Source organism: Nocardia neocaledoniensis (genome assembly GCF_029868625.1).
Taxonomy (GTDB): Bacteria; Actinomycetota; Actinomycetes; order Mycobacteriales; family Mycobacteriaceae; genus Nocardia; species Nocardia neocaledoniensis_A.
In genome coordinates this window covers 1-19,009 of sequence record NZ_JARWOJ010000305.1, presented here as the reverse complement: position 1 = coordinate 19,009, position 19,009 = coordinate 1, and the positions used below count along the sequence as shown (strand labels likewise).

General features: G+C 69.6%; 15 protein-coding genes and 1 pseudogene. 7 read left to right on the top strand and 9 right to left on the bottom strand.

Translation table 11 applies throughout. The features are described from left to right. Nucleotides 1-161: 161 nt before the first annotated feature. A complete protein-coding gene (gene glnA / locus QH270_RS22730; protein ID WP_280345927.1) occupies nt 162-1,598 on the bottom strand; it encodes a type I glutamate--ammonia ligase in 1,437 nt (478 codons plus the stop codon). Nucleotides 1,599-1,839: 241 nt separating this feature from the next. On the opposite strand from glnA (QH270_RS22730), the gene QH270_RS22725 reads away from it, so the two are divergent. Continuing rightward, a complete protein-coding gene (locus QH270_RS22725; protein WP_280345924.1) occupies nt 1,840-2,295 on the top strand; it encodes an RDD family protein in 456 nt (151 codons plus the stop codon). A gap of 40 nt (nt 2,296-2,335) precedes the next feature. After that, a complete protein-coding gene (locus QH270_RS22720; RefSeq protein WP_280345922.1) occupies nt 2,336-2,719 on the top strand; it encodes a YrdB family protein in 384 nt (127 codons plus the stop codon). A gap of 55 nt (nt 2,720-2,774) precedes the next feature. On the opposite strand, the gene QH270_RS22715 is transcribed toward QH270_RS22720, so the two are convergent. Continuing rightward, nucleotides 2,775-3,521 carry a DUF4191 domain-containing protein gene (locus tag QH270_RS22715; protein WP_232997625.1) on the bottom strand — a complete coding sequence of 249 codons (747 nt, stop codon included), beginning with the start codon at nt 3,519-3,521 and terminating at the stop codon, nt 2,775-2,777. Nucleotides 3,522-3,640: 119 nt separating this feature from the next. Between QH270_RS22715 and QH270_RS22710 the strand changes: the two genes are divergently transcribed. From QH270_RS22710 to QH270_RS22700, 3 genes are read left to right on the top strand one after another with little or no spacing between them, the layout of a single operon-like run. Beyond that, entirely contained in the window at nt 3,641-5,059 is a 1,419-nt protein-coding gene (locus QH270_RS22710) for a M20/M25/M40 family metallo-hydrolase (protein WP_280345920.1), read from the top strand. Continuing rightward, nucleotides 5,056-5,892: an alpha/beta hydrolase gene (locus tag QH270_RS22705; protein WP_280345918.1), complete on the top strand. Its 837-nt coding sequence runs from the start codon at nt 5,056-5,058 to the stop codon at nt 5,890-5,892. Before QH270_RS22710 ends, QH270_RS22705 begins: the two co-directional genes overlap by 4 nt. A 24-nt stretch (nt 5,893-5,916) precedes the next feature. After that, nucleotides 5,917-6,375: a 6,7-dimethyl-8-ribityllumazine synthase gene (locus tag QH270_RS22700; RefSeq protein WP_280345916.1), complete on the top strand. Its 459-nt coding sequence runs from the start codon at nt 5,917-5,919 to the stop codon at nt 6,373-6,375. 1 nt (nt 6,376) lies between these two features. Here the strand turns inward: QH270_RS22700 and QH270_RS22695 are convergent, their stop codons facing one another. Further along, nucleotides 6,377-7,825, bottom strand: coding sequence for a metallopeptidase (locus tag QH270_RS22695; protein WP_280345913.1), 1,449 nt, complete (start codon nt 7,823-7,825; stop codon nt 6,377-6,379). A gap of 81 nt (nt 7,826-7,906) precedes the next feature. Beyond that, a complete protein-coding gene (locus QH270_RS22690; RefSeq protein ID WP_280345911.1) occupies nt 7,907-8,857 on the bottom strand; it encodes an endonuclease/exonuclease/phosphatase family protein in 951 nt (316 codons plus the stop codon). 95 nt (nt 8,858-8,952) lie between these two features. Here QH270_RS22690 and QH270_RS22685 point away from each other — a divergent pair, with 95 nt between their 5' ends. Further along, a complete protein-coding gene (locus tag QH270_RS22685) occupies nt 8,953-9,231 on the top strand; it encodes a hypothetical protein (RefSeq protein WP_280345909.1) in 279 nt (92 codons plus the stop codon). Here QH270_RS22685 and QH270_RS22680 read toward each other — a convergent pair. After that, on the bottom strand, nt 9,228-11,741 hold the full coding sequence (locus QH270_RS22680; protein WP_280345906.1) for a GmrSD restriction endonuclease domain-containing protein: 2,514 nt from the start codon (nt 11,739-11,741) through the stop codon (nt 9,228-9,230). The two genes, QH270_RS22685 and QH270_RS22680, sit on opposite strands and share 4 nt — an antisense overlap. A gap of 115 nt (nt 11,742-11,856) precedes the next feature. Beyond that, a complete protein-coding gene (locus QH270_RS22675; protein ID WP_280345904.1) occupies nt 11,857-12,876 on the bottom strand; it encodes a hypothetical protein in 1,020 nt (339 codons plus the stop codon). A gap of 180 nt (nt 12,877-13,056) precedes the next feature. Here QH270_RS22675 and QH270_RS22670 point away from each other — a divergent pair, with 180 nt between their 5' ends. Then, nucleotides 13,057-13,260 carry a cold-shock protein gene (locus QH270_RS22670; RefSeq protein ID WP_110040334.1) on the top strand — a complete coding sequence of 68 codons (204 nt, stop codon included), beginning with the start codon at nt 13,057-13,059 and terminating at the stop codon, nt 13,258-13,260. A 53-nt stretch (nt 13,261-13,313) separates the two neighbouring features. On the opposite strand, the gene QH270_RS22665 is transcribed toward QH270_RS22670, so the two are convergent. The 3 genes and pseudogenes from QH270_RS22665 to QH270_RS22655 form a co-directional block, all read right to left on the bottom strand. After that, nucleotides 13,314-16,328 (bottom strand): bifunctional [glutamine synthetase] adenylyltransferase/[glutamine synthetase]-adenylyl-L-tyrosine phosphorylase, encoded by a 3,015-nt coding sequence (locus QH270_RS22665; protein ID WP_280345901.1) that lies wholly within the window; start codon nt 16,326-16,328, stop codon nt 13,314-13,316. Between the two features lie 40 nt (nt 16,329-16,368). After that, entirely contained in the window at nt 16,369-17,706 is a 1,338-nt protein-coding gene (gene glnA / locus QH270_RS22660) for a type I glutamate--ammonia ligase (protein WP_280345899.1), read from the bottom strand. Nucleotides 17,707-17,827: 121 nt separating this feature from the next. Beyond that, nucleotides 17,828-18,787: pseudogene (locus QH270_RS22655) on the bottom strand (alpha/beta hydrolase); the annotation flags it as partial. Nucleotides 18,788-19,009 lie beyond the last annotated feature (222 nt).

Here is a 19,009-nt window from a genome sequence, read left to right as displayed (position 1 = left end):
CCTCTCCCTTGGGGGGGGCGGGCCCAAACCCGGCCCCGCCTCCGGTATCCCCGGGCTTTAACCCGCGGTCCCCCCCCGCCTGTTTACCCCTCCGGGGGGGTACTCGTCACCGGCTACTGCGGAAGGAACGGGCCGATCAGGCCCGTTCCCGCAGGTCAGGCCTACACGTCGTAGTAGAGCTCGAACTCGTACGGGTGCGGACGCAGGTTCACCGGGGCGATCTCGTTGTCGCGCTTGAGCTGGATCCAGGTCTCGATCAGGTCCTCGGTGAAGACGTTGCCTTCGGTGAGGTAGTCGTGATCGTTCTCCAGGCGGTCGATGACCGCGGCCAGGCTGGTGGGGGCCTGCGGGATGTTCTTGGCCTCCTCCGGCGGGAGCTCGTAGAGGTCCTTGTCGACCGGGGCCAGCGGCTCGATCTTGTTCTTGATGCCGTCCAGGCCGGCCATCATCATGGCGGCGAAGGCCAGGTACGGGTTGCCCGAGGAGTCCGGCGCGCGGAACTCGATGCGCTTGGCCTTCGGGTTGTTGCCGGTGACCGGGATGCGGACCGCGGCGGAGCGGTTGCGCTGCGAGTACACCAGGTTGATGGGGGCCTCGTAGCCCGGCACCAGACGGTGGTACGAGTTGATGGTCGGGTTGGTGAACGCCAGCAGCGACGGGGCGTGGTGCAGGATGCCGCCGATGTAGTGACGCGCCAGATCCGAGAGGCCACCGTAGCCGGCCTCGTCGTGGAACAGCGGCTTGCCGTCCTTCCACAGCGACTGGTGCACGTGCATGCCCGAGCCGTTGTCACCGAAGAGCGGCTTCGGCATGAAGGTGACGGACTTGCCTTCCTGCCACGCAGTGTTCTTCACGATGTACTTGAACAGCTGCAGGTCGTCCGCGGCGGACAGCAGGGTGCCGAACTTGTAGTTGATCTCGGCCTGACCGGCGGTGCCGACCTCGTGGTGGCCGCGCTCGAGCTCGAAGCCCGCGTTCTGCAGGTTGGTCGAGATCTTGTCGCGCAGGTCGACGTAGTGGTCGTACGGCGCGACGGGGAAGTAACCGCCCTTGTTGCGCACCTTGTAGCCCAGGTTGCGCGAGCCGTCCGGGTTGAACTCCTTGCCGGTGTTCCACGAGCCGGAGACGGACTCGATCTCGTAGAAGGAGCTGTTCATGCCGGAGCCGTAGCGGACGCCGTCGAAGATGTAGAACTCGGCCTCGGCACCGAAGAAGGCGGTGTCGGCGATGCCGGTCGAACGCAGGTACTCCTCCGCCTTGCGCGCGATGTTGCGCGGGTCGCGGGAGTAGGCCTCACGGGTGAACGGGTCGTGCACGAAGAAGTTCAGGTTGAGGGTCTTCGCGGCACGGAACGGGTCGATGCGAGCGGTGCTGAAGTCGGGGAGCAGCAGCATGTCCGACTCGTCGATCGACTGGAAGCCACGCACCGAGGAGCCGTCGAACGCCAGACCCTCTTCGGCCAGGTCGGCGGTGAACGCCTTGGCCGGGATCGAGAAGTGCTGCTGGACGCCGGGCAGGTCGGAGAAGCGGATATCGACGTATTCGATGTCCTCTTCCTTGATGTACTGGATGACCTCTTCGGCCGTGCTGAACGTCACTTGTTCTCCTTACGGATCGGTTCCCAGCCGTTCACGATGCATGGGTTCGTCGCGACCTGACGGTATGGACGCGGTGTTTCCCTACAGTCAAGGCTGTGTTTCGCCAGTGTTACGCGTGCCGGATTCCAGGTGATGTCTGCCATCCGGCCGCGACCTGCCTGCTCATCCTGCCATCCGCGACCAGGCGCAGCCACGTGACCTCCACCAATGCGCCCGGGAGGCCGCCTCTATCCTGGGAGCCATGGCACGCATCACCGGCACCTGGCTCTCCGGCAACCCCGCGGAACCGGGTGACGAGGAAACACCCGGCTACCCCGGCGAGCTCTACGGGCTGCCGCGCGAGGGCGCCGGCTCGCTGGCGCCCACCTGGCGCCGCGTCGTGGCGCTGTTCATCGACTGGTTCATCGCGGTCGGTATCGCCGCGGTCATCGCGCGCAGTCTCGCCGCGTCGTCGATGACGCTGCTGGTGTGGTTCGTGATCGGCATCGCGGCGGTGACGCTGTTCGGCTTCACCCCCGGCCAGTACTTCATGAAGCTGCGCGTGGTCCGCGTCGACGCGCCGGTCGCGGTCGGGTTCGTGCGCGCGCTGGCCAGGCAGGTGCTGCTGGTGTTCGTGGTTCCGGCCCTGTTCACCGACGCCGACGGGCGCGGCATGCACGACCAGGCCACCGGCACGGCGCTGGTCAACGCCCGCTGACCGGGGCGCACCGCGCCGACCGCGGCCTTACGCTGTGGCCGTGTCACTGAATCCGGCCATGCTGGCCACGCGTTTCCTGCTCGAACTGGTCGCCATCGTCTCCTTCGGGATCTACGGCTGGCGGGCGTTCGACTCGCCATGGCGGTTTCTGCTCGTCGTCGTGCTGCCGATCGCGGCCGCGACACTGTGGGGCACCCTCGCGGTGCAAGGCGACCCGAGCCGCAGCGGTGCGGCGCCGGTGCCGGTACCCGGTCAGGTGCGGCTGCTCGTCGAGATCGCGGTGCTCTTCGGCGGCGCCGCGGCACTGTGGGCGGCCGGCCTGGCCCGGCCGGCGCTGATCTCGGTGATCGTGCTGGTCGGCTATCACCTGCTCGCCTACGACCGGGTCCTGTGGCTGCTGACCGGCCGGGCCGCGAACTCCTGAGACGACACGAGCCCGGTACCTGCGATCAGGTACCGGGCTGGTCGGAAGCCGGGGCTCAGCGGCGGCGAATGGCGCGCTGCATGCCCTTCATCTTGGCGCCGGGGGGCATCGGGCCCTTCGGCATGGCGGGGCCGCCGCTGCGCGAGGACAGCGCCGAGAGCCTGCCCTCGATCTGGTCGATCCGCTTGACGTCGATGTTGCGCGGCAGCTTGGTGAGGAACTTCTGCAGGTCCTTGAGCGGGGTCTGGCCCTCGTCGTTGCCGACGATCACCTCGTAGATGGGGGTGTCGCCGACCAGGCGGGCGGTGCGCTTCTTCTCCTGCTGGATGAGCGACTTCACCCGCTGGGGGGAACCCTCGGCGACGAAGATGACGCCGGGCAGGCCGATGACGCGGTGCACCGCGTCGAGCTGGGTGGTGGCCGCGACGCCGTTGGCCACGCGCCACTTGCCCTGCAGGTTGTCGAGTACCCAGGCCGCGGCGCCCGCCTGGCCCTCGGCCTTGCGGTAGACGTTCTTCTGCACGCGGCGTCCGAAGATGATGAACGCGAACAGCACACCGAGCAGCAGACCCAGCGGCAGCAGGAACCACTGCATGTCGAAGATCAGACCGATGAGGAAGAACACGACCGTGGTGCCGACGAGCGCGCCGATCATCAGCGGCAGCAGCGCCTTGTCTTCCTTGCGCTGCATGTTGAACGCCTGCCACAACTGCTGACGCCGCTCGCGTGATGCCTGCTTACGTGCCGCTTTAGCCGCGGCCTTGGCTTCCTTCGACGGCTTGCCGCCCTTGCCTCCTGCCATGTATGTCAGCTTAGATGGCCCACCGCCGACCCGGCTGACCGCATGACGCCTGCGACCCGAATACCGCGATTCGGGCGTCTTCGGCGGCGAACGGGCCGGGCACCGGCGAGAATGCCAAGGTGCGCCCGATCATCGAGAACCCGAGCAGTTCCCCCGTCACCGTCGGCGTCACCGACGAGGTCGCCGAGCGGCTGGCCGCGGCGCTGCGCTGCGCGACGGTCTCGACCGAGGACCCCGCCGACACCGCCGACGCGGAGTTCGTCCGGCTGGCCCGTCATCTCGAGACCGCGTTCCCGCGCGTGCACGCCGAACTCACGCTGACCACCTTCGGTCACAGCAGGCTCTACCGCTGGGACGGCACCGAGGCCGGGCACGTATCGGCGATCCTGCTCGGCCATCAGGACGTGGTCCCGGTCGACGACGCGCAGCGCTGGACCCATCCCCCGTTCGCCGGCGTGGTCGACGAGGACTTCATCTGGGGGCGCGGCGCCATCGACGACAAGAGCCGGGTGCTGGCGGTGCTCGAGGCCGTGGAGTGGGCGCTGGGCGCTGGCATCCGGCCGCGCCACACCCTCTTCCTCGCGTTCGGGCACGACGAGGAGGTCTTCGGCGACGGCGGCGCGGTGCGGATGGCCGGGCACCTGCGCGCCGAGAACGTGCGCGCCGAGCTGTTGCTCGACGAGGGCGGGGTGATCACCGACGGGATCGCCGACGGCGTGGACCGGCCGGTCGCGAGCATCATGCTCGGCGAGAAGGGGTACGCGACGGTACGGTTCTCGGTCACCGAGACCGGTGGCCACTCCTCGATGCCGGGCAGGCAAACCGCGGTCGGGCGGCTCGCGCGCGCGGTGGCCCGGGTGCAGGATCGTCCGATGCCGCTGCGGCTGACGCCGGTGATCGCGGACATGCTGGCCCGGATGCGGGTGGCCCTGCCCGAACCGCACCGCAAGCTGCTCGAGCTCACCGATACGCGCGGGCTGGCCACGCTGGCCGCGCCGCTGGTCGCCCGGATCCTCGCGGCGGGGCCGAGCACGGAGGCCATGGTCCGCACGACCACGGCGCCCACGGTGATCCGCGGCGGCGTGAAGGCCAACGTGTTGCCGCAGAGCGCCGAGGCGCTGGTGAATTTCCGCATCCTGCCCGGTGATTCGGTGTCGGCGGTCCTCGCGCACTGCCGCAGGGTGATCCGCGACATCGGCGTGGCGATCGATCTCGTCGGGCCCGCCTCCGAGCCCTCGCGGGTCACCGGTCCCGGCCCCGCCTACGAGCTGATCGCCGAGCTCGCCGCCGAGTTGGTCCCCGGCATCGTCACCACCACCGGTCTCGTGCCCGGTGCGACCGACTCCCGGCACTACGACGGCCTGGCCGAGACGCGCTGCAATTTCGCGCCGATCGTGCTCACGGCGGCGGATCTGGCACGGATCCACGGAACCGACGAACGGATCTCCCGGCTCAACTACGCTCGGCTGATCGAATTCAATCGGCGCCTGATCGCACGGCTCGCGGCGTCCGACCCCACGGCAGGAGAGCTGCGATGACCACGGACACGGGCGAGTTCACCGGCGCGGGCGGCCGGATCGCTTGGCGCGCATGGCAACCCGACACCGGCGTGCGCGGCGTCGTGGCGCTGGTGCACGGCGTCGCCGAGCACTCGGGCCGCTACGAGTACCTCGGCGACCAGCTCGCCGCCGCCGGGTTCGCGGTGTACGCGCTCGACCACATCGGGCACGGACGCTCGGCCGGGACCGGCGCCAATATCGGGTCGCTGGACGCCGCCGCCGACAATGCCCTGTCGCTGCTCGACCTCGCGAGCGACGCGCATCCGGGCGCCGCGAGGTTCCTGCTCGGCCACTCGATGGGCAGCCTGGTGGTGCTGCACCTGGTCACCCGCCGGCCGATCGAGCTGGCCGGAATCGTGGTGTCGGCGCCGCCGTTGGACATCGCGGTGGGCAATCCGCTGCAGCGCCTGGCCGCGCCCCTGCTCACCCGTTTCGCCCCGAATCTCGGTGTGCTGGCGCTGGACTCGTCGGCGATCAGCCGCGATCCCGAAGTGGTCCGCGCCTACGACGACGACCCGCTGGTGTACCGCGGCCGCCTGCCCGCCCGCACCGCGGTCGAGATCCTGCAGCACACCGCCCTGGTGAAGCAGCGTCTGTCCGTCCTCACCGCGCCCCTGCTGGTGCTGCACGGCACGGGCGACACCATCGCCGCGCCGTCGAGTGCCGACCTGCTCGAAACCGGAACGGGTTCGGCGGACGTGACGGTGCTGCGCTACCCCGGCCTGTTCCACGAGGTGTTCAACGAACCGGAACGCGACGAGGTGATCGGTGACCTCACCGAGTGGCTCACCCGGCATGTTACTGGCGAGTAATTTGTGGCCTAGTACACTCCTTCCATGGGAAACACCTCCTCGGTCGCGTTCATCCGCGCCAGCTGGCACAGCTCCATCGTCACCAAGGCCCATGAGGGTTTCGTCGCCGAATTCGGCGGACTGGGATTCGACCCGGCGGCCGTCGAGGTCTTCGACGTGCCCGGCGCCTTCGAGATCCCGCTGCACGCCCAGCGCCTGGCCCGCACCGGCCGCTACGACGCGATCGTGGCCGCCGCGCTCGTCGTCGACGGCGGCATCTACCGCCACGACTTCGTCGCCTCCGCGGTGATCGACGGGCTGATGCGCGTCCAGCTCGACAACGACGTGCCGGTCTTCTCGGTGGTGCTCACCCCGCACCACTTCCACGAGCACAGCGAGCACGTGGACTACTACACCAACCACTTCGTGACGAAGGGAGCCGAGGCCGCCCGCGCGGTGGCGAACACCCTCAGCTCCCTGCGATCACTGCCCGCGGCGCGCTGACCTACTCGAACTGGGTCAGGCAGGCCTGCTCGCCGTCGAGGACGCCCGTGCGGAACGCCTCGAGGCGCTGGTAGCCGCTGGCGACCACCTTGCCGTTGACGTCGGCGGCCGCGAGGCCGTCGGCGAGCAGACCGGACACGGCCTCGTCGAGGTCACCGGCCGACAGGCGCGGATCACTGCTCGGCTCACTGAGTTTCGTGGTCAGCGCGCCGGACAGGCACGCCGTGCGCAGGCCCGCCGACTCGGCGCCGGTCAACGACAGCTTGCGGTCCTGTTGCACCGCGAGCGCGTACCGGGACACGAAGACCACCGCCGCGTTGTAGTCGCCGGTGACGACCGCCGACAGCGGCTCTTCCTTGCCGCTCGCGCCCTCACCGGCGCGCTTGGCCATCGCCGGCACATCGGTGCCGATGGTGTTGCTGCCGGGGCAGTACGAGACCGGCTCGGTGGTGGTCGTCGACGCGCAGTTCCGGGTGACGCCGCTGTAGTCGAACTTCGGCGCGTTCCGCACCGGCATCGACTTGCCGAGCTGGGTGGCCAGCGAGCTCAGATTCTCCTGGTTCACCGGCAGCTGCTGGTCGCGCTCGCCCTCCTCGAAGGTGACCGGCAGGCCGCCGCGGCGCTTCTCGATCTCCTCCTCGTTGATGCCCTTGCAGGATCCGGCGCCCTCGGTGTAGCCCATCTGCACCGCGGTGACCCGCTCGAAGGCCGAACCGTGCACGGCGTCGGGATCATTCGGGTCGCGGTCGCGCACGGCGACGGTGGCGCCGAGTACGCCGTTGAGGCCGTCGGTGGTGTTGAGGGTGAAATGCTTGGAATTGCCCTCGGCGACGTGGCGCAGGAACACCCCGGCCAGGCAGTCGGCCTGCTGCTCCTTCACCAGGGCATCGGTGAGGAAGCCACGCAGCAGGTCGGCCTGGGACTGGATGGCGTGGCCGTACTCGTGGGCCAGCACCATCACCACCGCCATCTCCTTGTACTTGTTCACCAGCAGCGGCAGCAGGACGGTGCGGTCCCAGCCGATGGTGTGGTCGAGCGGACAGTAGGCGGCGTTGACCAGCTTGTAGGTGCTGCTCTTGCAGAACTGCACGGCCTCGGATTCGGGAGCCTTGGCCGACCAGGAGATGTACTTCGACGCGGGCTTGAAGGTGCCGCGGAAGGTCTTGGAGTACTCGGTCTGCCAGTACTCTTCGATGTCGGCGATGGCGTTGAGGGCGAGCTTGTCGATCGCGCCGTTGTCACCGTTGTCGGCCTTCTTGTCGGTGTCGGGCACACCGGGCCGCGGGCCGCTGGGTCCGGTGCTCGACGCGGCGCCCGCCACCTCCCACGGGTTGTCCATCGCGGGCACCGCCTGGTCGCTGGCCACCGTGGTCGCCGAGCAACCGGATACGAGCAATCCGATACTCACCACCGCCGCGGCCACGGCCGTGCCGAATCGACGTCTGATCATTCGCTGGTCCTCCCCGGGAAACAACTGACGCGGACGCCTGACGGTCCGCTGTCGAGCGGCTCACATGGTAGACGACTTCGGTCAGCTGTCCATCCGCACCGAAGCCAGCACCGCGCGGTGATCGCTGCCGGGGATGGTGAGCGTGCGAACCTGTTGTGCCACTCCACCTGCGACGAGCACGTGATCGATGCCGATCACCGGGCCCCAGCGCCGATCCGCCGGATACGTGAGCAGAATGCCGTCGCCCGTCTGGTCGGCGGCGGAGGCGAACGGACCGTCGAGCAGGGCACGGTAGGCCGAATGATCATGGGTGGCATTGAAATCCGCGCCGACGATCGCGGGAGCGCCTGCGACGCCGAGGATCTCGTCGACCCGGCGCATCTCGGCCGACCAGGCCGCGAAATCCAGGTTCGGTGGGATCGGATGGAAGGCGAACACCGAGATCGGGCCGCGCTGCGGATGTTCCATCGTGGCGGAGATGTTGCTCATGATGAAGCCGTCGTATTTCACGGTGTCGCGCAACGGGTATCGGCTGTAGATCCCGGTGCCACCGCCGCCGGACTGCGCCGGTTCGAGGTAGGTGTAGGGCAGCAACTCTTCCAGCCCGGCGGCGCGCAGCCGCTCGATCGCGCCGGTCGTCAGCTCCTCGGTGGTGAGCACGTCGACGTCGTTGTCCCGCACAGTCGCGACGACCGCGGCGGTGTCAGCCTGCCCGAACAGCAGATTCGACTGCAACACCACCAGCTCCGGACCGGCCGCCGCACGGCTCTCCGGAAGGTAGGACGGCACCACCAGCCACAGCACGCCCGCCAGCACCACCACCCCGGCGACGGCACTGCGCCAGCTCCGCGCGATCAGCAGCAGGATCAACCCGACGACGGCGCCGAGCATCAGCCACATCGCCCCCGACGCCAGCAACACCATCGACTTCTGCGACCAGTTCCCGACATGCAACACGATCCCGGCGACCGCCGTGACCACCGCGCCCCACCCCAGGACGAGCAGGGCTCGTTCCATCCACTCACGCATCATGCGCTCACCCTAAGCAGCCGTCATTACGGCCCACTTAAGACAGCCTCGAGAGATCTCTGTGGCCCTACACTGGCCGGAGAGGAAGGGGCGGCGACATGTACATCGAGGAATTCACGGCGGCGGGCCCGCTCACCGAGGACGCGGTCGAGGCGCTGATGACCGTCGCCGGTCGCTACACCTCCGCGCTCACCCTCACCGTCGCCGACCGCACCGTGCAACTGCCGGTGCTGCCCGTCTGCTGGACCGAACTGGACCTGCGCGCCGGCGCCACCGTCACGGTCGAGGCCGCGCGCGGGCATCGCCCGGTCGACGCCGAGGACCGCGCCGCGCTGCGCGACTTCGTCGATACGTTCCAGCGCGCGACCGCGTCCTAGAGCGGCAGGCCGGCCTCGATCCAGTTGTAGGCCTGGATCTTCCGGGACGCCGGGTCGTTGACGACCTGGTTGATGAGGTCGTTGATCTGGTCGGTGGACAGCGGGTAGCCGTAGTGTTCGGCGGCGCCCGCCGAGGCCCACAGCGAGGCGAACAGGCCGGGGCCGCCGAGCAGGTGGGCCAGCGCGGTGGCGACGTCCTCGACCACCTCGATGACTCCGTGCACGAGGGCGATGGCGATGTCCTCGTCGCCGGGCGCGGCGCCGGGGGCGAGCGCGCCCGAGTCGATGGCGCGGCGCGCGAGCCAGTCGCGCGGCACGAGCGGGGCGGGACCGATGGTGTCGCCGAGGTAGTAGCGCCACTCCCCCGGATTGCCCTGGTCGAAGGCGTGGATGTAGAAGGTGCGGGTCAGCGCCCACAGCGCGATGTAGCGCAGCGAGACCTGCTCGGTTTCCAGCACCGCGTCGGGGCCATCAGCGCGATCGCGTTCGAGCAGGTTCCAGGCGAAGTGGAACCAGACCTGTTCGGAGTTGCCGACCCAGGTGGCGGGCAGCCGCTCGGCCAGTGCCGCGACATCGGCGGCCGGGCCGTAGAGGCCCGTGTCGCCGGAGGCCTCCACCCGGAGATTGCCGACGTAACCGCGCAGGGCGTCGACGGAGGTGAAGACGGCGTAGCCGAGCTGGGACAGCCGGTTCAGATCGGCATTGGCCGGTTCGAGCACCAGCACCACCGGCATGCCGACGCCCGGCTGCAGGCCCTCGGGCCAGAACGCCTCGGCGACAGCGAGTTCGCGGCCGGTGACCGGATCGGAGACCTCGCTGTCGAGCAGCGGGAACCCGAAACCGTCGGCGACCAGATCCTCGACGAGCGCGTTCACCAGGTCCACCGCGGGATCACCGAAGCTCACCCCGGCCACGCCGACCGTGTGCAGGGTCGGGCGGTGCAGCTTGCCGGTGCGCAGCTTCTCCAGGAAGGCGTCGGCGGCGGCGGAGAGCAGCAGCCTGCGGGCGCGCAGGAATTCGCGGTAGTTCTCCACCCGCCACAGCGCCGGATCGGTCGGAATCCACTGCGAGGCCAGCACTCCCGGATGCCTGCGCTCCACCTCGGCGAGGTAGTCGGCCGGTTCGCGCTCGCCGAGTTCGGCTTCGGAGCCGGGGCTCAGGAAACAGAAGTTGGCGATGGCGTTGATCTCGTTGCGCTCGTATCCCGCGTCGCGCAGCGTCGTCTTCGGGAACAGGTAGTGCACCTGCACCGGGCTCCGCTCGCCGAGCTGCTCGATGCCCAGCTCGGAGCCGGTACCGAGGTCGCGTGAGCCGTCGACCCTGGTGAGCAGGTACAGCAGCGGGTAGAACCGCGAGCCACGGGTGGCGCCGCCGAAATCGTCGGCGCACAGATCGAGCGAGCCGCCGCGCAGCCGTTCCAGCGAGGCGATGAGCGCGTCGATGCCGCCGCGTTCGAGGGTGTCGTAGTCCTGCTGCAGGAAGGTCTCGGTGGAACCGCTGAACCGGCCCCACAGCGCGGAATGGATGTACCAGTACAGCACCCGGTCGCGGTGCAGGTCGCCGTCGAAGCGGCCGCCGTTGAGGAACAGCAGGCGGGTGATGACCGGAACGGCGTAGCGGCCCATCAGGACTCGATCGTGATCGAGCCCGAGCCGGCCCGCCACGGTGTCGAGGAAGGTGTCGACCTGGGTCGCCGTGGCGGCGAGGGCCTGCTCGAACTCCGCGGGCGACAGATCGCCGAGCGCGTCGAAATGAGCGCGGCCGTTGCCGACGGCGATCACATTGCGCAGCAGCCAGTCCAGGGTGAAGGTGTACCCCTCCTTGTCCCAGCGGATCAGGTGATCGCGCAGGTTGCCGCGGGCCTGCGGCCACTGCGCGCACAAGGTCGCCAGTGCCAGGTCACCCTTGGACAGCTTGGTGCCGCCGGAGTTGACCCGGTTGAAGATGTCGACCACCTCGTCGACGGTGCGGTCGGAGCCGGTGATGGTCTCGACATTGAATTCGCGGTGGGTGATCTCGCGCAGCTTGTTCAGCCGGTCCAGATACGCGGCCAGCGTCTCCGGCTCGACCTCGGTGAACCGGGGCAGGTAGTGCACGGGGCCCTGCGCGAACAGTTCGGTGACATCGATCCAGGTCGGCGCGGTGTCGCGACCGGGCACCTGGAACTCGAAAACCTCACGGTCCACATCGAAGTGGAGTCCGGTGAAGGCGACCGCGTCGCCCTCGAAGAACGACGGCGCCCGCCCGCGGATGATGCCGTAGAGGGTGGTGATGCGCTGCTGGCCGTCGAGCAGCAGCTGCCGCAACCCCGACCCGCCGCCCGCGCCACGGACCGCGATGTCCTCGGATCCGGTCTCCCACACGAGCAATCCGCCGACCGGATACCCGAGGTACAGCGACCGCATGAGCCCGCGCACCTGGTCCCTGTTCCACACGTACCCGCGCTGGAATTCGGGCAGCAGCACCGCTCCGGAGTCGATCTGGTCGAGCAGGGAGGACAGACGTGTCACGGCAGCCTTTCGATCGCGATCCGGTAGCGCAAGCGCTCCATCGTTGCACGGATCGTACCGACATACACCGACGCGCCAGCGGCCGAACAGAACTCGCGCTCGCGCGGTCCGCGGGCTACTGGCCGGTCACCGCCGCGCGGAAGGCGTCCGAGGCGTAGAACGGCGCCAGCCTGCGGCGGATCACGGTGTCGAGATAGCCGCGCTCGTCGAGCTTTCCGAGCACCGACGGCCCGAATCGCAGGGCCTCCTCGATGAGGTCGGCGCGGCTGATCCCCAGCTCGGTGAGCAACTCGGCCAGCGGGGTGTCGCCGTACTTGTCGAAGACGTGGTCGATGCCCTCGTCGAGCAGGGCGTGGAAGTAATCGGTGTCGCGGAAGGTGCGCCAGAACTCGAAGGTGAGGACGACGGCGTCCTCCACGTCGTTGGCCGAGACGAGATCGCGGAACGAACCGATGGCGTCGCCGGTGTGTTTGCGCCAGGTCTCGCGGGCGGTGTCGAACAGGACTTCGTCGGCGTCGTCGCGATTGCCGCGCAGCACGAAGCGCGCGCCGGTCCGGGTGATCCGGCCGACGCCGTTCTCGATGGCGGGCAGCGCCGGCTCGGCCAGCCGGGCCAGCGCGCCACGCAGCGATCCGGCCAGGCCGTGTCCGTCGGTGTGCCGGTTCTCGTCCACCGCGGCCACGACCGCGCGCTGCACGGCCTCGACGCAGGCGTCGACGGTGACGGGGCTGCTCAGCACCAGGCGCACCAGCCGGTGGGTCACCTCCATGTCGGCCACGGCCGAGACCAGTTCGTCGAAGCGCCGGTTGTCGACGACCTCGCGCACCGGGATCTCGTCCTGGGCCCGATGGTGGTAGAGGCGGGCGGCGATCTCGCCGACGAGTTCCGGGATCGCGCCCTCGACCGGGATCTGCACGGCGTACTTGTGCGCCACGCCCTTGATCTGTTCGCGGGTGACCGCCTCGGCCAGCGTCAGCTCCGCCGCCTCGGCGAGCAGGCCGTCGACCTCCTCGGTGGCGAGTTCGAGGAACCCCACCGGCTGCAGCAGCTGGTCCTTGGTGAAGGCCACATGCGCGTCGAGCACCCGCAGGGCGAGGTCGTGGTGTTCGGCAGGCTGATCGTTGGTCGCACCCATCCGCCAAGGGTGTCACATCTGCCCTTCGGCAGCCGCGACACGCGTGCAGACTCCGCCCAGATCGCCCTTCTGAAAGTCGCATTGCACAGTTTGCCGGTGAGTATGGCATACTGGGCTGCTGAGACTGGGCTGATCACAGAGATCGCCATGGCTCATCTACGGAAAAGACTTAGAAACACCATGACTCAAGGCACTGTTAAGTGGTTCAACGGCGAGAAGGGCTTCGGCTTCATCGCCCAAGACGGAGGCGGCCCCGACGTCTTCGTGCATTACTCGGCCATCAGCGGCTCGGGCTTCAAGTCCCTCGAAGAGGGTCAGCGCGTGGAGTTCGAGGTCGGCCAGGGCCAGAAGGGCCCCCAGGCTCAGGACGTCCGCTCCATCTGATTCGAGCGTGATCTGAAAGGCCCCGCACCGGTGGTGCGGGGCCTTTCGCATGCTCACCCGCCCCCGAACACCCGCTCGACGACCGCCTTCGCGCGGCGCGTGATCCGCATGTAGTTGTCGAGGAATTCACTGCCGTCGTCATTGGGCCATCCGGCGACCCGGGCCACCGCCGACAGCAGTTTGCCCGGACCCGGCAGCTGGTCGGTCGGCTTGCCTTTCACCAGGACCAGGGCATTGCGGGCCGCGGTCGCCGCCAGCCACGATTCGCGCAGCAGCGCGACGTCTTCGGGCTCCAGGATGCCCTCGGTCTCGATGACGTCGAGCGCCTGCAACGTGGAGGTGTTGTGCAGCGCGGGTACCTCGTGGGCGAACCGCAGCTGCAGCAGCTGGACCGTCCACTCGATGTCGGCCAGGCCGCCGCGGCCGAGTTTGGTGTGCGTGGCCGGGTTGGCGCCGCGGGGCAGCCGCTCGGAATCGACGCGGGCCTTGATCCGGCGGATCTCGCGGACCGCGTCGGCCGACACCCCGCCCGCCGGATATCGGATCGGGTCGATGACGTGCAGGAACCGTACCCCCAGGTCCTGATCGCCCGCCACCTGGTGCGCGCGCAGCAGCGCCTGCACCTCCCACGGCTGGGCCCACTGGCCGTAGTACGCCTGATAGGCCGCCAGGGTGCGCACCAGGGCACCGTTGCGGCCCTCCGGGCGCAGCCCGGCGTCGACCTGCAGCGGCGGATCGGTGCTCGGCGCCCCGAGCAGGCGCTGGACCTTCTCGGCCACCCCGTTGGCCCACTTGACCGCGGTCGTCTCGTCGGCGCCAGGGCGCGGGTCGCACACGAACAGCACGTCGGCGTCGGAACCGTAGCCGAGCTCCATGCCGCCGAGCCTGCCCATGCCGATCACCGCCATGTCGGCAGGCGCAGGCCCGCCGCGTTCGGCCTCCGAGGCCCGGATGACGGCGCTGAGCGCGGCCTCGAGCACCGCCACCCACACCGACGACAGCGCGACGCACACCTGCGACACGTCGAGCATGCCCAGCAGATCGGCCGAGGCCACCCGCGCCAGTTCGTGCCTGCGCAGTGACCGGGCCGCCGCCACCGCACGCGCCGGGTCGTCGTAGCGGGCCGCCGCGGTCTGGATGCCGCGGGCGACGTCGGCGGGCTGCGGGCCGAGCAGCTGTGGACCGCCGGGCCCGTCGGCGTACATCCGGATGGTCTCCGGCGCGTTGATCAGCAGATCGGGCAGGTACTCCGAGGAGCCGAGCACGATCATCAGACGCTGGGCGATCGCGCCCTCGTCGCGCAGTTCGCGCAGGAACCAGATCTGGTCGTCGAGCCCCTCGGAGATGCGGCGGTAGGCGAGCAGGCCAGCGTCGGGATTCGGTGTGTCGCCGAGCCATTCGAGCAGGGTCGGCAGCAGCAGCGCCTGGATGCGGCCCTTGCGCGAGACGCCGCCGGTGAGCGCCTTGAGGTGCCCGAGCGCGTTCGCGGGGGCGCCGTAGCCGAGGGCGGCGAGCTGGCGGACGGCGGCGTCGGGGCTCAGGCGCAGCGCGTCGGAGTCGAGCCGGGCGACCGAATCGAGCAGCGGCCGGTAGAACAGCTTCGCGTGCAGCCGCCGGACCCGCATCGAGTTGCGGCGGATCTCGGTCTCCAGCACGCCGACCGCGTCCTGGCGGCCGTCGGGCCGGATGTGCGCGGCGCGGGCCAGCCAGCGCATCCCCTCCTCGTCGTCGCTCGCGGGCAGGGTGTGGGTGCGCTTGAGGCGCTGCAACTGCAGCCGGTGTTCGAGCAGGCGCAGGAACTCGTAGGAGGCGGTGAGATTCGCGGCGTCCTCGCGGCCGACATAGCCGCCCGCCGCGAGCGCGGTCAGCGCCTCGACGGTGTTGGTGACGTGCAGCGCCTCGTCCACCCGGCCGTGTACCAATTGCAGGAGCTGCACGGCGAATTCGACATCGCGCAGGCTGCCCGCGCCCAGCTTGAGCTCGCGCTCGCGCAGGTCGGCGGGAACCAGGTCCTCCACCCGGCGGCGCATGGCCTGCACGTCGGCGACGAAGTCGGGGCGCTCGGAGGCGGTCCATACCATCGGCATCAGCGCGTCGCGGTACTGCTGCCCCAGTTCCAGATCGCCGGTCATCGGCCGGTTCTTCAACAGGGCCTGGAACTCCCAGGTGCGGGCCCAGCGCTTGTAGTACGCGAGATGCGAGTCGAGAGTGCGCACCAGCGCGCCGGCCTTGCCCTCGGGCCGCAGGGCGGCGTCGACCTCGAAGAAGGCCGAGCTCGCCACGCTCATCATCTCCGCGGCCAGCCGGGTCGCGGTGGCGTCGGCGGGTTCGGCGACGAACACCACGTCGACGTCGCTGACGTAGTTCAGTTCGCGCGCACCGCATTTGCCCATCGCGATCACCGCCAGCCGGACCGGCACCGGCCCGTTCTTGCAGACCCGCGCGACCGCGACCGACAGCGCCGCGGTGAGCGCGGCGTCGGCCAGATCCGACAGCTGCCTGCCCACCACCTGGTACGGCGGCACCGGCTCGTTCTCCACGGTGGCGGCCAGGTCGATCGCGGCCAGCAGCATCAGCTGATCGCGATACCTGCTGCGCAGCAACGCGACTGCCTCCGGGCCCGCGATCTCCGCCCGGAACAGCATCGGCCCCGCGTCGGGTCCGGTCTCCGGGCGCGCGTCGACCGCGTCGAGCAGGTCGGTGATCACCTCATCCCGCTCGGGAAGGTGCTTACGGCGCAGGATCTTCCACGATTCGGGGGCGGCGACCAGATGATCGCCGAACGCCGTCGACGACCCCAGCAGCCCGAACAGCCTGCCGCGCAGGGTCGTATCGGAGCGGATCACCGAATCCAGTTCGGCCCAGCCCTCTCCCAGCGATTCCCGCAGCCGCAGCAGGGTGGCCAGCGCGAGATCGGCATCGGGCGAACGCGACAGCGCCCAGAGCACGGGCACACCGTCGACATTGTCCCAGCCGAGCTGGTGCAGGGAATCCGCCGCGGTGGGCTCGAGCAGGCCGAGCCTGCCGACACCGGGAACAGCGGAGCGGGCAGTCGGGGGCCGGACCATGCCCTAAAAGTACCTCTTCGGGATCACCGTCGCGGTCACCTCACAGGCTCAGGTATTCCTCGAGCTCCCAGGGCGTGACCTTGCTGCGGTAGTCGGCCCATTCGCGGCGCTTGTTGCGCAGGAAGAAGTCGAAGACATGTTCGCCGAGAGTCTCGGCGACCAGCTCCGAGCGCTCCATCGCCTGCAGCGCCTCGTCGAGGGTGCCGGGCAACGAACGGAAGCCCATGGCGCGGCGCTCGGCGTCGGTCAGCGACCACACGTCGTCCTCGGCCTCGGGCGGCAGCTCGTAGCCCTTCTCGATACCGCGCAGACCGGCCGCGAGCAGCACCGCGAAGGTCAGGTACGGGTTGCAGGCCGAATCGGGGCTGCGGATCTCGACGCGGCGCGAGGAGGTCTTGTTCGGGGTGTACATCGGCACCCGGACCAGCGCGGACCGGTTCGACCGGCCCCACGAGGCCGCCGTCGGCGCCTCGCCGCCGTGGATCAGGCGCTTGTAGGAGTTGACCCACTGGTTGGTGATGGCGCTGATCTCCGGCGCGTGCTCGAGGATGCCCGCGATGAACGAGCGCGCGGTCTGCGACAGGTTGTCCGGATCGTCCAGGTCGGCGAAGGCGTTGTTCTCGCCCTCGAACAGGCTCATGTGGGTGTGCATGGCCGAGCCCGGGTACTGCGAGAACGGCTTGGGCATGAACGTCGCGCGCACGCCCTCGTCGATCGCGACCTCCTTGATGAGGTAGCGGAAGGTCATCACGTTGTCGGCCATCGACAGCGCGTCGGCGTAGCGCAGGTCGATCTCCTGCTGGCCGGGGGCGCCCTCGTGGTGGCTGAACTCGACCGAGATGCCCATCGACTCCAGCGCGTCGATGGCGTGGCGCCGGAAGTTCGGGGCGGCGTCGTGCACGGCCTGGTCGAAGAAGCCGCCGTTGTCGGCGGGCATCGGCTTGCCGTCCTTGAGGCCGTTCTCCAGCAGGAAGAACTCGATCTCGGGGTGCACGTAGCAGCTGAAGCCGACGTCGGCCGCCTTGTTCAGCTGACGGCGCAGCACGTGGCGCGGGTCGGCCCAGGACGGGGAACCGTCGGGCATGGTGATGTCGCAGAACATGCGCGCGGAGTGCTGGTGGCCCTTGGAGCTGGCCCAGGGCAGCACCTGGAAGGTCGACGGATCGGGCCGGGCGACCATGTCCGCCTCGGACACGCGCGCGAAGCCCTCGATGGCCGAGCCGTCGAAGCCGATGCCCTCTTCGAAGGCGCCCTCGAGCTCGGCCGGAGCGATGGCCACCGACTTGAGGTAGCCGAGCACATCGGTGAACCAGAGCCGTACGAAGCGGATGTCCCGCTCTTCGAGCGTCCGCAGCACGAATTCCTTCTGGCGATCCATAGGGCGAGCGTAGGCACCCGGCGTTAAATCCGTGTTACATCGCTGCTCGGGTTTGCGATCATGTCATCTTCCGCGCACATCTCACCAGCGCTGACGGCGCGCGGTGAACGGCACGCCGGTCTCAACAGGTGAGCCCTGGCTCGGGCGCGGCGAGCTCGACCAGGTACTCGATCACGGCGGTGTCGAGGCAGCGGTCACCGGCGACCAGGGCCGCGGTGTGGCGGTTGCCACGGAAGGTGATCAGGGCGGCGCCGAGCTGATCGGCCAGGTCGACCCCGGCCTGGTACGGCGTGGCGGGGTCCTCGGTGGTCGAGACGACGACCGTGGTCGGCAGGCCGGGCGCCGACACCCGATGCGGCGTGCTGGTATTCGGCACCGGCCAGGACGCGCACAGTTCCAGCGGGGCGGCGCCGGTGCCACGGCCGTCGTCGAGGAACGGGGCGGCCCGGCGATATTCGGTGTCCTGACGGCCGACGATCTCGCGGTCGGTGACGCGCGGGTCGTCGACGCAGCGGATGGCATTGAAGGCGTCCTGGATGTTGGCGTAGCTGCCGTCGGCGCGCCTGCCGTCGTACTGGTCGGCCAGTTGCAGGAGCGTGTCGCCGTGGCCGTCGCGCAGTTCGGTCAGGCCCTGGGAGAGCACGTTCCACAGGTCGTCGGTGTAGAGGGCCTGCTGGACGCCGGTGATCGCGTCGCCGTAGCTGAGGCCGCGCGGGTCGGCGGTCGCGGCCGGGGTCTCGGCCAGCGGCGACACCAGCGCGCGGAACCTGGCCACCGCCTGGGCCGGATCGGTGCCGAGCGGGCACTCGGCGTTCTGCGCGCAGTCGGCGGCGTAGGCATTGAACACGCCCTGGAATCCGGCGGCCTGGCGCAGCGATTCCTGCACCGGGTCCTGGGAGGAGTCGACGGCGCCGTCGAGGACGAGGGCGCGCACGTGCTGCGGGTACTTCTCGGCGTAGGCCGAGCCGAGCCGGGTGCCGTAGGAGTAGCCGAGATAGCTCAGCTTCGGGTCGCCGAGCACCGCGCGCAGCACGTCCATGTCCTGGACGACCTCCCTGGTGCCGACGTGGGCGAGCAGGTCGGCCCGGGGGGGGCGGGCGGCGGGGCGGGGGGGGGTGGCGGGGGGGGGGGGGCGCCGCGCGCGCGGGGCGGGGGGGGGCCCTTTTTTCGCTCCCGCTTCCTACTCGCCCCCTTCTGGGGGCCCCCGCGGTCGGGCTCCCAATCAATCATCATTCCGAGGGCTGCTCCGGTCCGTGCTCGCGCCGATGGTTCGTTGCCGCGCCCTGGCTCGCCGGGCCTCCAC

Bases quoted from the DNA above. Each gene is read 5' to 3' on its own strand.
- QH270_RS22695 (WP_280345913.1), bottom strand. From the start codon at position 7,825: ATGATCAGACGTCGATTCGGCACGGCCGTGGCCGCGGCGGTGGTGAGT.
- QH270_RS22725 (WP_280345924.1), top strand. From the start codon at position 1,840: ATGGCACGCATCACCGGCACCTGGCTCTCCGGCAACCCCGCGGAACCG.
- glnA (WP_280345899.1), bottom strand. From the start codon at position 17,706: ATGGATCGCCAGAAGGAATTCGTGCTGCGGACGCTCGAAGAGCGGGAC.
- QH270_RS22705 (WP_280345918.1), top strand. From the start codon at position 5,056: ATGACCACGGACACGGGCGAGTTCACCGGCGCGGGCGGCCGGATCGCT.
- QH270_RS22670 (WP_110040334.1), top strand. From the start codon at position 13,057: ATGACTCAAGGCACTGTTAAGTGGTTCAACGGCGAGAAGGGCTTCGGC.
- QH270_RS22675 (WP_280345904.1), bottom strand. From the start codon at position 12,876: ATGGGTGCGACCAACGATCAGCCTGCCGAACACCACGACCTCGCCCTG.
- QH270_RS22690 (WP_280345911.1), bottom strand. From the start codon at position 8,857: ATGATGCGTGAGTGGATGGAACGAGCCCTGCTCGTCCTGGGGTGGGGC.
- QH270_RS22700 (WP_280345916.1), top strand. From the start codon at position 5,917: ATGGGAAACACCTCCTCGGTCGCGTTCATCCGCGCCAGCTGGCACAGC.
- QH270_RS22685 (WP_280345909.1), top strand. From the start codon at position 8,953: ATGTACATCGAGGAATTCACGGCGGCGGGCCCGCTCACCGAGGACGCG.
- QH270_RS22715 (WP_232997625.1), bottom strand. From the start codon at position 3,521: ATGGCAGGAGGCAAGGGCGGCAAGCCGTCGAAGGAAGCCAAGGCCGCG.
- QH270_RS22665 (WP_280345901.1), bottom strand. From the start codon at position 16,328: ATGGTCCGGCCCCCGACTGCCCGCTCCGCTGTTCCCGGTGTCGGCAGG.